This is a genomic window from Peribacillus sp. YIM B13477, assembly GCF_042787955.1.
Taxonomy (GTDB): Bacteria; Bacillota; Bacilli; order Bacillales; family DSM-1321; genus Peribacillus; species Peribacillus frigoritolerans.
Window position 1 is genome coordinate 1,123,517 of record NZ_JBHZPD010000001.1, and the last position, 14,698, is coordinate 1,138,214.

Here is a 14,698-nt window from a genome sequence, read left to right on the forward strand (position 1 = left end):
CGAAATTTCTTTTGATCATTACTAAACATTTTAATGATAGGCCGATATAACCAGTAATGGATTGCCATTACTGGTTTTTTATTTCCCAAGAACATATTTCATAAACCGCACCTTTTTGAGTTCGTTCATTACGGTTAGGCAAATGACGCTTTTTTATGAACATTGGAAGCTTGATTATCAAAATGGCCAGTGATTACATAAACTAGGGTGAATGTACTTCTGAATGATCGGTTTGGTTAGCAGAAATGAAAGCGCTTCTAATTGAAAATGAAACAACCAACGTTTAGAAAACGGGAGTCTGTCTACAATGGGAATAAGCAAATAACTATGGAGGTGTTCAATTGATGAATGTTAATGGTGCCCTAGAGGTTCTTGATCGCATGCGGCTTCCTAATGGTGCATATACTGCAAGCGTTTCCGATGATTATAATTATGTCTGGATAAGGGATGTCGTTTATACAGTAATACCTTTTATAAATGATCCGTCCAATCGTTACGAAAAAGCATATCATGCTTTATTCGACTTATTTCAAACCTATGAGTGGAAGATAGATATTCATACGGTGCAGAAACCCCAGTTTCTATTTGAACATATCCATGCAAGGTATTCCACTGAGCTAAAAGAACTGCCCGATGAGTGGGGGCATGCCCAAAATGATGCGGTAGGTGCCTTTCTATGGGGTGTCGGTGAAGGATATAGGCATGGTAAAAAGGTGATAAGAAACCAACGTGATTTAGAAATTGTCCAAAAGCTGGTCAATTACTTGGAATGCCTGCAATATTGGCAGTCGGAAGATAACGGGATGTGGGAAGAAAATATAGAAATCCACGCTTCAAGCATAGGTGCATGTGTTGCTGGATTGAATTCAGTCAAAATGCTGGTAAACGTCAAGGAAGAACTGATTAAAAAGGGAGAAGAAACACTTCGTTTCCTGCTTCCAAGGGAAAGTTATTCAAAAGAGACGGATTTAGCCCTTTTATCGTTGATTTATCCGTATCGGCTGGTAGACCGTGAAATAGCACTTGAAATATTGAAGAATGTCACAGAAAGACTAGAAAGAACAAATGGTTGCATTAGATATGAGAAGGACCTTTATTATAATGACGGTCAAGAAGCGGAATGGTGTTTCGGGCTTCCATGGTTGGGCTTATGCTACCTTGAACTTGGCATGATGAACAAAGTTAATGAATATATAGATAAAACCAAAATGATCATTCCGGAAAATTGGGAAGTTCCTGAGTTATATATTGGAGGCAGTAATTTACCAAACGGGAATACTCCTTTGGCATGGTCAGTCTCATTATCCTATTTATTCTTGACGAAGACTTCCATGATTCGAACTGAACAAATAACATGAAGCATTCATACTGGATACCTTAAAGCTCTTCCCAAAAAAAGGGGAGAGTTTTTCTTGGTATAATAATATTTTTACAATAAATGTCTTTTTTCTTTAAAAAAGTGTTTAAATTTACAAAAAAACGGCTATTTATAACAATAACTTCACCTCCATTTGAAGGATTAATATCATTTTTATCGAATATATATAATAACTGGGGAAGGATGGGTAAAATACTATCGAGTTAATACTGATGGAGGGGTTTTATTGAGTACAATTATTGACCAGCTACAAGAGATTTATCCAAGCGATTTCGATTTGTATTTGTTTCATGAAGGCACCCTTTATGAAAGCTATAAAATGCTTGGGGCACATATTGTGACAACATTAGGTAATGAAGGAGTACGCTTCACCGTTTGGGCCCCCCATGCCAAGCAAGTTTCAGTAGTCGGTAATTTTAATAATTGGGACGGAAAAGATCATGCGATGAAACGGATCGAGCGTTCAGGTATCTGGGTGTTGTTCGTACCAGGATTACAAGAAGGGGAACTCTATAAATATGAAATACATACACCCGGAAATAAACGTATCCTAAAAGCCGATCCATATGCCTTTTATTCGGAGGTCAGACCAAATACTGCTTCGGTCATTAAAAGGCTGGATAATTTTGAATGGCAAGATTCGAAGTGGATAGCCGATAGGAAAAAGGAAAATATTTATCAAAAACCCATGTCCATTTATGAAGTGCACCCAGGAACATGGAAACAGAAAGAAGATGGTGAATTTTATTCGTACCGTGAATTGGCTGATAGATTAGTTGAATATGTGATTGATAATAGTTTTACACATATTGAAATCATGGCCATAATGGAACACCCTTTTGATAAATCGTGGGGATACCAGGTCACGGGTTATTATTCCGTAAACAGTCGGTACGGTTCACCGGAAGATTTTAAATATTTAATTAACCTTTGCCACCAAAAGGGCATAGGAGTAATCCTTGACTGGGTTCCCGCCCATTTTTGTAAAGACGCGCATGGACTTTCCCGTTTTGATGGTACGCCTCTCTATGAACCAATTGATTACACGAGAGCAGATCGCCCGTTATGGGGGACATACAACTTTGATTTTACTAAACCTGAAGTAATCAGTTTCCTTATATCAAATGTCATGTTTTGGATGGATGTATACCATATTGATGGGGTCCGTGTCGATGCGGTATCGTCAATGGTTTACTTGAATCATGATAATCCATTGCCGGTCAAGCTGAAAAACCAGTTTGGCGGTGAGGAAAACCTGGAAGCCATACAATTTTTACAAAAACTTAACGAAGTGGTTTTCAAGAAATTTCCCAATGCATTAATGATGGCTGAAGAAGCGACAGACCGGCCACTTATAACTTCTCCTACTGATATAGGCGGCCTGGGCTTTAATTACAAATGGAATATGGGATGGACTAACGATATCCTTCGTTATATGAAACTTGAAACAAATGAAAGGCCATATCATCATAACCTCTTAACATTTTCATTTTTCTATGCTTTTTCAGAAAATTTCGTCTTGCCCTTTTCACATGATGAAGTGGTTCATGGCAAGAAGTCATTATTGAATAAAATGCCAGGTGACTATTGGCAGAAGTTTGCAAATTTACGGTTACTCTTTGGGTATTTCATGACGCATCCTGGAAAGAAGCTTCTATTTATGGGAGGTGAATTTGGTCAATTCATAGAATGGAAAGATGAGGAACAATTGGATTGGCTGCTTTTGGAATATGAATCCCACGAAAAGATGGCATATTACTTCCGTACCCTTCAGAACTTTTATAGCCAAACTTCCTCCCTTTGGAGACTGGATCATGTCCAGGAAGGTTTTGAATGGATCGATCCGAACAATAGTGAACAAAGTATCATCACCTTTATGAGAAAAGGTAAACGCAAAGGCGATTATTGCATTGTTGTCTGTAATTTTTCTGCACAGGCTCATGCTCAATATCAAATAGGTGTACCATCCCATGGCAAATATATAGAAGTTTTCAGCAGTGATTCAGCAGCTTTCGGAGGGTCGGGTCAGATCAATGAAGAACCCATTAATGTCAAAAAGATACCATACCATAATCAACCATACAGCATGGAAATAACTGTACCTCCATTAGGCATTTCTATATTTATGAAGCAAACAAAAAAAAGACGGGGGAGAGTGACCGAATAATGGGAGCGAAAAAATGGATAGCAATGTTATTGGCAGGAGGCCAGGGTTCAAGGTTAGGTGAATTGACGATTGGTTTGGCAAAACCAGCTGTTCCCTTTGGCGGTAAATATAGAATCATCGATTTTCCATTAAGTAACTGCACTCATTCTGGTATAGATACGGTTGGGGTACTGACCCAATACCAGCCTTTGATTCTAAATGATTATGTTGGTAATGGCAAAGCTTGGGACCTTGATTTGGATGTTGGCGGAGTTTCCGTACTTCCCCCTTATCAAGGGAAAGAAGGCGGTGAATGGTATAAAGGGACGGCAAATGCAGTTTATCAAAATATCCAATACATTGATAACTATGATCCGGAACATGTACTGATTCTCTCTGGTGACCATATTTATAAGATGGACTACAGTAAGATGCTTGATTATCACATCGAAAAAAATTCAGAGGCAACAATAGCGGTCATTCAAGTGCCGTGGCAGGAAGCAAGTCGTTTCGGAATCATGAATACCAATGATGATGATAAAATCACACAATTTGACGAAAAACCAAAATATCCAAAAAGTAATCTCGCTTCCATGGGAGTTTACCTTTTCAATTGGAAAACCCTAAGACGGTATTTAATCAATGATGAAAAGGACGAAAATTCTTCCAATGATTTTGGCAGCAACATCATTCCAAAAATGCTTGAAGATCGAAAAAAGCTATATGCCTACCGTTTTAATGATTATTGGAAAGATGTCGGAACGGTCGAAAGCCTTTGGCAGGCACATATGGACTTATTGGAGGATACGCCAAATTTCCAGTTGGATGATCAGCAATGGAAAATTTTTGCCCGCAATGCAAATCATCCGCCGCAATATATATCACCGGATGCCGAGGTCAGTCAGTCGCTTATCAATGAAGGATGCATGATACATGGGAACATTGAACATTCGGTTTTATCCTATAATGTACAGGTGGGCTATGGGTCAACCATAAAAGATTCAGTCATCATGCCTAATGTCACGATTGGTGAAAACGTTCATATAGAAAGAAGCATCATAGCCAGCAATTGTGTTATAGAAGATGGTGCCGTAGTTGGCAATTCAGCGGTGACATCCGATATTACCTTAATTGGTGAAAATCAAACCATTATCAATCCAAACAAAAAAAAGATCACTCTTAACTAGAAAAAGGGGAAGATGCTATGGAAAATGTGTTGGGTATTATTAACTTAATCAATGAAAGACAACATTTAAAAGATCTGACTGCTCACCGTAATGTAGCATCTGTGCCATTTGGTGGACGCTACCGTTTGATTGACTTTACTATGTCGAATCTCATTAATGCAGATGTATCAAAAGTAGCCGTTTTTCCAAAAGAAAAGTATCTTTCAGTTATGGATCATCTTGGCTCAGGTAAAGAATGGAACTTGGATCGGCGTTCAGGAGGCTTACACATCTTGCCCCCTATCCATCCGGACGAAACGGTAACAGGCGATATGAAGCAATTTTATGATCATCTCAGCTTTTTCGAACGTGCAGAGGCAGATACTGTCATCATTTCCCCAGGAAGCCATGTATGCAAATTGGATTTTAATGAAGTGCTTGATTATCACAAAAAACATAAAGCGGATATAACGGTGGTATATAAGGATTATGTAGGGGAATTGATTGAAAAACCAATCTATCACACCTGCTCGGTAGATTCGGATGAAGACATAACTGACATTAGCTTTTATACCATCCCTAGACCTGGTGACCATGTTTGTCTAGAAACTTTCATCATAAGTAAAACGCTATTGGTGAACTTGATCAAAAGCTGTGTTGCCAGTGGGGAATATGACTTTTTGAAAGACGCTGTGAAAGCAAATCTTCATCGTTTTACCGTAAAAGGCTATAACTTTACTGGTGATATGCCATTCATCCATTCCATTGAAAGCTTTCATGCCAGTAATATGAATTTCCTGAACCCTTCGGTAATCCGTTCTTTCTTCGGGGATACTTGGGCTGTTTATACGAAAATCAAACATGAGGCACCGACCAAATATTCAAGTTCTTCGAAGGTTACCAATTCATTGATAGCCAACGGTTGTGATATTGAAGGGATTGTCGAAAACAGTATACTCTTCCGTGGGGTAAAGGTGAAAAAGGGTGCGATAGTAAGAAATAGCATCATCATGCAAAAAGGCGTGATTGAAGAAGGGGCCATCGTTGAAAATATCATAACTGATAAAGAAGTGAGAGTTACTGGTGAAAAATCAGTTATTGGTTTAAAACAGCCTACAGTAATAAAAAAAGCGGAAGTAATTTAATAGAGGAGGTGCGGCAATGAATGTTGTATTTGCTGCTTCAGAATGCGCCCCTTTTATAAAAACGGGAGGGCTCGGAGACGTTATAGGCGCGCTCCCGAAAGCGCTGAAAAAACAGGGAGTCCATGTAAGTGTAATCCTACCTAAATACGCGGATCTTCCAAACCAATTCAAACAGGAATTGGAACATATTACGAGTATTGAAGTTCCTGTTGGTTGGCGCCAGCAATTTTGCGGCATCGAAAAACTTGTTGCTAACGGAATTACATATTATTTTCTGGATAATGAATATTATTTCAAAAGGCATGGTAGTTATGGTTTCTTCGATGATGGCGAAAGGTTCGCCTTCTTTTCCCGTGCAATTTTAGAGGCTTTACCCTATTTAGAAGAAAAACCGGATGTTATACACTGCCATGATTGGCAAACGGGCCTTGTCAGCGTTTTGAAGAAAGCCCATTATCATAACCATCCATTCTATCAGGATATTAAAACGATATTTACGATACATAATTTACGCTATCAAGGAGTTTATCCTAAAGCTGTATTAGCTGAATTACTCGATTTGAGTGAGTTATATTTTAATATCGATGGTCTTGAATTTCATGGGAATGTAAGTTATTTGAAAGCCGGCCTGGCTTTTTCTAACATAGTCACAACTGTAAGCCCAAGTTATGCGGAAGAAATTCAGATACCTTATTTCGGGGAAAATCTGGATGGGTTTTTACGTAAGAGAAATGGTGAGCTTAAAGGGATTATCAATGGAATCGATTATGAGGAATATAATCCTGCAGCAGATGAACATCTTGCTGTTCCATTCGATTCTTATGAGGGTAAGATGGAGAATAAACGTCAGCTACAGGAATCGCTGGGTCTTCCTGTCAATGATGACGTCCCGGTTTTATCAATGGTAACGAGGCTTGTTGATCAAAAAGGAATAGATCTTGTTCTCCATGTTTTTCATGAAATGATGAACCAAGGAGTTCAATTCATTCTTTTAGGTACGGGTGAAGAGCAATATGAAACGGCATTTCGTCATTTAGCTGACCAATATCCAAATCAGGTTTCAGTCCATACATATTTTGATGAGGGGTTGGCAAGAAGGATATATGCAGGTTCTGATTTATTCCTGATGCCGTCACAATTCGAACCATGTGGTATCGGCCAACTCTTGGCACTGCGGTATGGTACACTGCCTTTAGTGAGGGAAACTGGCGGACTTCGTGATACGGTCATACCGTATAACCAATTTACTGGTGAAGGCAATGGCTTCAGTTTTACGAATTATAATGCACACGATATGCTCCATACAATTGAGCAATCTGTTGGTCTTTACAAATTCCAGCCGAAAAGATGGAGGAAAATGGCCGAAAATGCAATGAAGTTAGACTTTAGTTGGACATCATCGTCATTAAAGTATATGGAGTTGTATGAAAGTTTGATTCCTGTCATGAAGTGATAACTGGATAGGTAATACACAAAGCACTTGCGAACATTGTTTTCGTAAGTGTTTTGTTTCTTTTACCATCAAATATGGGTATATGATATTTATATATAAAATATTGCTGTGTAGGAGAATGAAAAGATGAAAAGAAGAAGGATGGAAATTGTATTTTTATTTATATTAATTGCTTCAGTTTATATGATCCTGTTTACTCAAGTTAGCTTCGACGTGAAGCTATTTTTTATTGGATTATATATTTTGGTCATGTTTATCACCCTATTTTCACTAATGCTCGAAAATAGATTTGCCCACGAGACACTTTTATGGATGTATGTGCTTTTATTTTTCCCGGTATTTGGATATGTGTTTTATCTATTCTCAGGTCAGCTCTATTTAAAGGGGTATTTATTCCGAAGTAAAAGGAAAAAAGATCGAGAAGAATGGAAGAGTCTTGTTACACGGGTATCCTCTCCAGATTTATCGTTCTTGAATGATCATCAGAAATCATTCGCAGCTTTTGCCAAAAATGCATCTGAGACCACCATTAGTACATCATCGAAAACGGAAGTATTGAAAAATGGCAACGAAACGTTTACAGAAATCATAAAACAATTAAGAAAAGCTGAGAAATTCATCCATATTGAATACTATATTTTTCGTTCCGACAGGCTTGGTACTGAAATTATAGATATCCTTATTGAAAAAGCAAAAAATGGTGTGGAGGTTTTATTCATTTTTGATGCGGCAGGAAGTTTAAGCCTCTCAAATAATGAGGTTAAACGGATGAAAAATGCAGGGGTTAAAGCCTATCCCTTTTCGCCATTGAAACACGGTTTTTTCAATCAAAAATTTAATTTTAGGAATCACCGTAAAATCATCATCATAGATGGGGAAGTTGGCTTTGTAGGAGGTTTAAACGTAGGAGAGGAATATTTAGGCCGAAATAAAAGCATTGGTTTTTGGAGAGATACACATATGATCCTTAAAGGTGAAGCGGTATATATGCTTCATACCGTTTTCCTTTTGGATTGGGAATATGTCAGCGGCGAAGATGTATTGCAAGGACGTCCAGAATTCAAGAATAAAGTGGTACAAGGGGATGGAGCTGTCCAGGTGGTAGCGAGCGGACCTGATACACAACAGGGGATCATGAGTGATTTTTACTATTCACTTATCACGAACGCCACAAAATCAATCTGGATTGCAAGTCCATACTTCGTACCAAATCAAGCGATTAAAGCAGCAATTAAACATGCCGCAATTAAGGGGATACAAGTCAGGGTTATGGTTCCGGCAGTAAATGATGGGTTTTTAACCCAATACGGCAGTCGCTCCTATTTCGGTGAGCTGCTTCAATTCGGCGTAGAGGTATACTCGTACAACAAAGGTTTTCTACATCAGAAACTTATTATCGTAGATGGTGATATGGCTTCCATAGGAACGGCAAATATGGATATGAGGAGTTTCCACCTGAATTTTGAAGTGAATGTCTTTCTTATGGGCAGCCGTACCATTGAAGATCTCATCACTCATTACAAAGAGGATATGATGGATAGTGACAAACTAGATCCTATCGGGTATAACAATCGTGGTTTACTGGAACGTTCAAAAGAATCATTTGCCAGATTGTTTTCGAATGTACTCTAATGGGAAAAAAAGCAGATAAATAGTATAGTTGAAATGTAAAGAAATTAAATTGGCCATAAGGAGAATTTAAGAGTATATGAAATTGGTTTCCTGGAATGTAAATGGAATTAGGGCTTGTGTTAAAAAAGGATTTTTAGATTACTTTAAAGACGTGGATACAGATATTTTCTGCCTTCAAGAAACTAAGCTTCAAGAAGGGCAGATTTCACTTGAGTTGGAAGGGTACCATCAATATTGGAATTATGCACTGAAAAAAGGATATTCAGGTACAGCCATTTTCACGAAGGAAAAACCGCTTTCAGTGAAATATGGTGTAGGAGAGCTGGATGAGGAGCCGGAAGGCAGGATCATAACACTTGAATTCGAGAGTTTTTATATGGTGAATGTTTATACCCCCAATGCAAAAAGGGATTTATCGAGACTGAATTACCGTCTCGAATGGGAAGATGAGATGATAAAATATCTTAAGGAACTGGACCTGGTGAAGCCGGTTATCTTTTGTGGTGACCTCAATGTCGCACACCAGGAAATCGACTTGAAAAACCCAAAACCCAATATAGGGAATTCCGGTTTTACAAATGAAGAACGTGGAAAGATGACTGAATTACTTGATTCAGGGTTTATCGATACATTTCGCCATTTTTATCCAGACCAGGAAGGCTCTTATACTTGGTGGTCATATATGGCAAAAGTCAGGGAGCGGAATATTGGGTGGAGAATCGATTATTTCATTGTTTCAAAACGTCTGGCGGATTCTTTAATAGAGGCAAACATTCACTGCGATGTCATGGGCAGCGATCATTGCCCGGTCGTTTTGGAAACAAACCTCTAAATGGAATAAATTCGGTTAAATGGGGATACTAATGGTTATCCATATTCAACAGGAGGTTTGATTATGAACACATTTATCGTGGGCTTTCATCAAGAAGATAATGTAGACAGCATGCAAGTGCAAAAATTGACGTCGCCTGAGTTTGAAAAAGCAACATCACGCGGATTTCGCAGATTATTTGAACTGGATACAAATATCGGTTATTTCGTATTTTTTGATGCTGAAGATGATGAGGGTGATTTATCCCATCTAGTTTTACAGTATGAAGAAGATAATCAGGATCCAAGTGATTGTTACTCCTTTACTAAAAATGATTTTTATGAGTTCATGGCACTTTATTTACAAGGGATGGATGAAGTGGAAGTGGAGGATGAAGAAGATGATGACAATGAAGAGTACGGACCAATCCATCATCTTGCCCATTTGATGTTTCATATTGTTGAAGAAGGAAAATCCGTAAAGCCATAATTGGCCGAGTAATGTAATGATAGGTACTTGTGAGCTTTGTGACAGGGATAAGATAGAACTGACCATCCATCATTTAACACCCAGAGAATTTGGCGGAAGCCATTTACCAATAGCCTATCTCTGTAAATCTTGCCACAAACAGATTCACGCACTGTATTCAAACCGAGAACTGGCCATCCGACTAAATACCGTGCTTTTGTTAAAAGATGATGAAGCATTAAAAAAATATTTAAAGTGGATTAAAAAACAACCGGTAACGAGGGCAGTGAGAATAAGAAAATCAAAAACGAAATAAAGCAAAAGCCCATCTTAATAAGATGGGCTTTTGCTTTTCATTTTCAGCTTGCTTTATTTTTCAACCGATCCAATAAAAATCCACCTTTAAAATAACGTGGTTCATATGAAATGATGAAAGCTTTAGGTTCAAACTTTTCAACGGTTGCTATCAATTCTTGTTCCCGATTGCGTTTGGTCAAGATTTCCATACGATAACGGTTGCTATCCCTGCCCTCGCCCGTATAAAGAGTTACACCAAATCCGTTGTTCCTCAATGTATCTACCAAATGTTCATTTTTGGTTTGAGTATTAACGGTTACATTAATAAAACCGATGGCAAGTTTTTGCTCAATTTTCGTACCAAAAATTATTCCGATTCCAAAACCGACTGCATATACAACCATGGCGAGTATGCTTTGGTCACCGCCAAATACGAGGGATAATCCAAAAACGTATATTAACATTTCTGCGATACCCAGTATCGAGGCTAGTATGGTAATATTTTTTACTAAGAAAATGGTTCGCAATGTGTAAATCGGAACATAAATAAGTTGTAATAGTAGAATCAGAAGTATTTCTTTCACTTGAGCACCTCACCAAAATCTTCCAGTTTAATTAGACGTTTCAAATTGGGGATTGTTCATTCCATAAGTAACATCTTCCCTAATATAACCACATCATTATAGGGTAATTCAATGGGGAATATTATGTATTTTTTGTGTCATTTCCATGGACACAGATTTAAAAATCCCATAAGATTTTTAAATATTCTTTTTTTAATTAATTTGGTATCATTATCCTTATTAATTCATATGGGGGAATGATGATGTTTAATTATGATGGTCGGATATTCAAAGCTAAAATCAATTCTGAAAATGGAGAAGTGTCAGGAAATACTACCTTCCACTATTCACAAGACGGCTCAATTCTTTCAGCAAGTTATCAGGGGGGAGAGATTGTTAAAGGGACTTTAATAGGGCTGGTCAATCTGGATGGAACTCTGGAATTCAGGTATAATCATATCAATGAAAAAGGTGAAATTAGAGGAGGCAGCTGCCTTTCCACCCCTGAAATGCTTCCTGATGGAAGGCTGCGCTTGCATGAAAAGTGGAAATGGTCAGATCTCGAACGGACTGAAGGACATTCCATCATTGAAGAAGTGAGAAAATAACAATCTACTTAGAGGGGTTTGAGGACAATTACTACTATTTGTTTAGTGCGGCATGGTCAAACAGATTGGAATGCACTAGGAAAGCTGCAAGGGCAGACTGATATTCCTTTAAATGAACTTGGAAAGATACAGGCACGGCAATGTGGTGAATTTTTATCAAAAGATGATTGGGATGTAATTATTACAAGCCCCCTGAAGAGGGCAAGGGAGACGGCGGATATCATTTCGCACTATATTGAAGTACCGGTTATTGAAAAAATGGAATTCATTGAAAAGAATTTTGGCGCCGCTGAAGGAATGACTGCAGCGGAAAGGAAGTCTGCATTCAGGGATAAAGATTATCCTGGTCAGGAAAATCAGGAATCTCTACGAAACAGGCTGATGAATGGGCTCCAGGAAATTCAGAAGGAGTATCCTGAGAAGAAAGTTATACTTGTTGCCCATGGAGCCGTCATTCATTTTATTTTACGCTTGATGTCAAATGAGTCAATCGTATCCAACGAAATGCGCTTGTTCAATGCATGTTTGAGTACGATCAGATTTGAAGTTGATTCCTGGATAATTGATGATTTCAATCAAGTGAATCATTTATCTTAGTCCTATTAAGCTAGGTTAGTTAAAAAGGAAATGGTTGATTGAAAAGCTAAGTATAGAAAGAAGGAAATCATGACTATTAAGAAGGCATTGATTTTAGGCGCTACAGGTATGGTAGGCACCCAGTTGGTTAAAGAGCTAGGCAAAAGCAAAATCTATAGTGAAATCCATTTGCTGACAAGAAGGGCACTGAAACTCGCCGATCCCAAATGCATAGGACATGTTGTGGATTTCGATAATTTATCCAAGTATGCCGATTTGTTCAAAGTCACCGATGTGTTCATTTGTTTGGGTACAACTATTAAAAAGGCTAAATCGAAGGAAGCATTTCGTAAAGTGGATTATGACTATGTAATTGAAGCAGCTAGATTGGCAAAGACATCCAATGTTGAAAAAATACTCGTCATTACGGCCATGGGTGCCAATTCCAAATCAATGTTCTTCTACAGCCGTGTTAAAGGTGATGTGGAAGGTACACTACAACATCTGGCATTGAATACTGTACATATTTTCCGTCCTTCCTTACTTCTTGGAGAACGAAAGGAATTCAGGGCAGGTGAAAAGATTTCTGGGCTGCTAAGTACTTTTGCAAAATTTGTCTTTGTAGGCCCTTTACGTCCATATCGTGCAATAGAAGCAAACAAAGTAGCTGCTGCAATGTACGTTGCGGCCCAAACGACGGCAAAAGGATATCATTTTTATGATTCTGCTGAAATAGAGGAACTTGCACAAAGAGTTACGATTAATAGTGATCATCCGGATAAAATAGTAAAAAAATAGATACAAGTTTCCTGTAAAAATGAAGGTTTGGGAAGACCATGCCGACGATATACTGAAAACGAGCCCCAATAAGGCTCGTTTTTAAATTCCTGGACAAATTTTGATCCCCCTTTGAGGTAATGGAGGACAAAGGATTACTATTAATTATTGAAACGTGCCTGTAAAAGGCTCGAATTAGACTGTAGTCAAACTCGAATAAAAGCCAGTTTATCTACATTTTTTATTTATAAATGTTTCAGTTGACTGGAACGGAAGGTAGGAGACTCCTGAGATGAAAGCAAGTACCTGGAGTGGAAATCAACGTTCATATCTTCCGGATGAAACTTGATTGTAACAGTGATTTCCACTACAATTTGTAGTGGGAGGTGGAAAAGGATGAAAATTAAAAATTTTAAATATGATGAAGTTGGACTGAATCGTTTCTTTGGTCCATTGGAAGCAAATATCATGGAATATTTATGGGATAAAGATGAACAAAGCATTAAAGCGGTTCAACAATCATTGGAACTTGACAAACCTATCAATTTCAACACAGTAATGACCGTCATGAATCGTTTAGTCGAAAAAGGCATTCTTGAAAAGAGGTCTGAAGGAAGGCTTTCATTATTTCGCCCGGTGCAGTCCAAAGAGGAGTTTTTTGAAGAGCAGTCAAAGAAACTGACTGAGAACTTGCTGGATGAATTTGGTGGAGCGGTCATAAGCCATATGCTGGATGCCATGAAAGACGCTGACCAAGGTTTAATTGAAAAATTGGAACAAAAAATTCAATCGTTAAAAAAGGATAAATTATAATGTGGAAGAGAAAGTCTTATTTTGTGATAAGCCTGAGTCTTTTAATTGCCTGTGTAGTATGGTGCCAAATGGGAGCTTTTTTAGTACACATCTTTTTTGGCGTGAATATTAAAGCTAATTTCTTTAAATTTTGTTTTAGTTTATTCAAGGAAGATTCAGTATACTACTTTGTGGTCGTCACACTGCTCAGTATAATAATATCCTATAGTATATTAAGTACCTTATTCAAAATTGCAGAGCAATATTTCTTATCCAGAAGGTTTAAACAAAAGCTTTTTCTTTCAAAAAACGTTGATATGACAAGGAATGTAAATGAAACATTCAATCGGGACAACAATGATATCTTAGTTGTGAACGCTGAACTGCCTCTTGCGTTTACGCTTGGTTTCAGGCGGCCTTTCATTGTGTTCAGTACTGGTTTAATTCGATTACTGGACTTTGATGAACTAGAAGCGGTAGTGGAGCATGAAGCCTTTCACCAAAAGAAATATGATCCACTCGTCATCTTTATTTTACAGTTGATTTCAAATGCGTTGTGGTTTGTCCCACTGACAAAATGGTGTCATAAAAATTACAAAATAATAAGTGAATTATCAGCCGACGAGAATGCGATTCATAAAATGGGGACTGAATTAGGAATAAGTGCCGCTTTATTGAAGTTAATTAAACATGGGTGCACTGATAAATCCTCTCCTGTCCTTGTTCATTTCTCGAATGAATCAGTTAACTATAGACTTCAGCAATTAATTGATCCCCATAAAACAATTCCTTTAAGGGCTGAAACTACCACGATTTTTGTTTCCATTTATGTTTTGGTTATCCTTATAGGAATGACTATAGTGATTGTCTGATGACTTTCACTTGA

The 14,698-nt window shown here is 38.0% G+C and carries 15 protein-coding genes; 14 read left to right on the forward strand and 1 reads right to left on the reverse strand.

Going from position 1 to position 14,698, the window contains the following annotated elements; genetic code table 11:
* The first annotated feature begins 344 nt into the window (after window positions 1-344).
* The 9 genes from ACFX4H_RS05495 to ACFX4H_RS05535 all read left to right on the forward strand — a co-directional run bounded on the left by ACFX4H_RS05495 (window position 345) and on the right by ACFX4H_RS05535 (window position 10,515).
* Window positions 345-1,358 carry a glycoside hydrolase family 15 protein gene (locus tag ACFX4H_RS05495; RefSeq protein ID WP_095392135.1) on the forward strand — a complete coding sequence of 338 codons (1,014 nt, stop codon included), beginning with the start codon at window positions 345-347 and terminating at the stop codon, window positions 1,356-1,358.
* A 246-nt stretch (window positions 1,359-1,604) separates the two neighbouring features.
* Window positions 1,605-3,545 carry a 1,4-alpha-glucan branching protein GlgB gene (glgB, locus tag ACFX4H_RS05500; protein ID WP_377434381.1) on the forward strand — a complete coding sequence of 647 codons (1,941 nt, stop codon included), beginning with the start codon at window positions 1,605-1,607 and terminating at the stop codon, window positions 3,543-3,545.
* A complete protein-coding gene (locus ACFX4H_RS05505; RefSeq protein WP_095391104.1) occupies window positions 3,545-4,711 on the forward strand; it encodes a glucose-1-phosphate adenylyltransferase in 1,167 nt (388 codons plus the stop codon). The genes glgB and ACFX4H_RS05505 overlap by 1 nt, the downstream gene beginning before the upstream one ends.
* 17 nt (window positions 4,712-4,728) lie before the next feature.
* Window positions 4,729-5,835 (forward strand): glucose-1-phosphate adenylyltransferase subunit GlgD, encoded by a 1,107-nt coding sequence (glgD, locus tag ACFX4H_RS05510; protein ID WP_249597783.1) that lies wholly within the window; start codon window positions 4,729-4,731, stop codon window positions 5,833-5,835.
* Window positions 5,836-5,851: 16 nt separating this feature from the next.
* Entirely contained in the window at window positions 5,852-7,288 is a 1,437-nt protein-coding gene (glgA, locus tag ACFX4H_RS05515; RefSeq protein WP_377434385.1) for a glycogen synthase GlgA, read from the forward strand.
* A gap of 126 nt (window positions 7,289-7,414) precedes the next feature.
* Window positions 7,415-8,920 (forward strand): cardiolipin synthase, encoded by a 1,506-nt coding sequence (gene cls / locus ACFX4H_RS05520; protein WP_283867869.1) that lies wholly within the window; start codon window positions 7,415-7,417, stop codon window positions 8,918-8,920.
* A gap of 76 nt (window positions 8,921-8,996) precedes the next feature.
* Window positions 8,997-9,752, forward strand: coding sequence for an exodeoxyribonuclease III (locus ACFX4H_RS05525; RefSeq protein WP_377434388.1), 756 nt, complete (start codon window positions 8,997-8,999; stop codon window positions 9,750-9,752).
* 63 nt (window positions 9,753-9,815) lie between these two features.
* Window positions 9,816-10,220 carry a hypothetical protein gene (locus ACFX4H_RS05530; protein WP_063591059.1) on the forward strand — a complete coding sequence of 135 codons (405 nt, stop codon included), beginning with the start codon at window positions 9,816-9,818 and terminating at the stop codon, window positions 10,218-10,220.
* A 16-nt stretch (window positions 10,221-10,236) separates the two neighbouring features.
* On the forward strand, window positions 10,237-10,515 hold the full coding sequence (locus tag ACFX4H_RS05535) for an HNH endonuclease (RefSeq protein WP_377434391.1): 279 nt from the start codon (window positions 10,237-10,239) through the stop codon (window positions 10,513-10,515).
* A gap of 43 nt (window positions 10,516-10,558) precedes the next feature.
* Here ACFX4H_RS05535 and ACFX4H_RS05540 read toward each other — a convergent pair whose 3' ends face one another.
* Entirely contained in the window at window positions 10,559-11,080 is a 522-nt protein-coding gene (locus ACFX4H_RS05540; RefSeq protein ID WP_034306915.1) for a DUF2179 domain-containing protein, read from the reverse strand.
* 242 nt (window positions 11,081-11,322) lie between these two features.
* Here ACFX4H_RS05540 and ACFX4H_RS05545 point away from each other — a divergent pair, with 242 nt between their 5' ends.
* The 5 genes from ACFX4H_RS05545 to ACFX4H_RS05565 all read left to right on the forward strand — a co-directional run bounded on the left by ACFX4H_RS05545 (window position 11,323) and on the right by ACFX4H_RS05565 (window position 14,684).
* The gene (locus ACFX4H_RS05545) at window positions 11,323-11,667 is read left to right on the forward strand and encodes an avidin-fold protein (RefSeq protein ID WP_048680864.1); all 345 of its coding nucleotides are present in this window, start codon (window positions 11,323-11,325) and stop codon (window positions 11,665-11,667) included.
* A gap of 27 nt (window positions 11,668-11,694) precedes the next feature.
* On the forward strand, window positions 11,695-12,264 hold the full coding sequence (locus ACFX4H_RS05550; RefSeq protein WP_063592562.1) for a histidine phosphatase family protein: 570 nt from the start codon (window positions 11,695-11,697) through the stop codon (window positions 12,262-12,264).
* A 69-nt stretch (window positions 12,265-12,333) separates the two neighbouring features.
* On the forward strand, window positions 12,334-13,041 hold the full coding sequence (locus tag ACFX4H_RS05555) for an NAD(P)H-binding protein (RefSeq protein ID WP_283867867.1): 708 nt from the start codon (window positions 12,334-12,336) through the stop codon (window positions 13,039-13,041).
* 375 nt (window positions 13,042-13,416) lie between these two features.
* Window positions 13,417-13,833, forward strand: coding sequence for a BlaI/MecI/CopY family transcriptional regulator (locus ACFX4H_RS05560; RefSeq protein ID WP_034306913.1), 417 nt, complete (start codon window positions 13,417-13,419; stop codon window positions 13,831-13,833).
* A complete protein-coding gene (locus ACFX4H_RS05565; RefSeq protein ID WP_063591060.1) occupies window positions 13,833-14,684 on the forward strand; it encodes a M56 family metallopeptidase in 852 nt (283 codons plus the stop codon). Before ACFX4H_RS05560 ends, ACFX4H_RS05565 begins: the two co-directional genes overlap by 1 nt.
* Window positions 14,685-14,698: the final 14 nt, after the last annotated feature.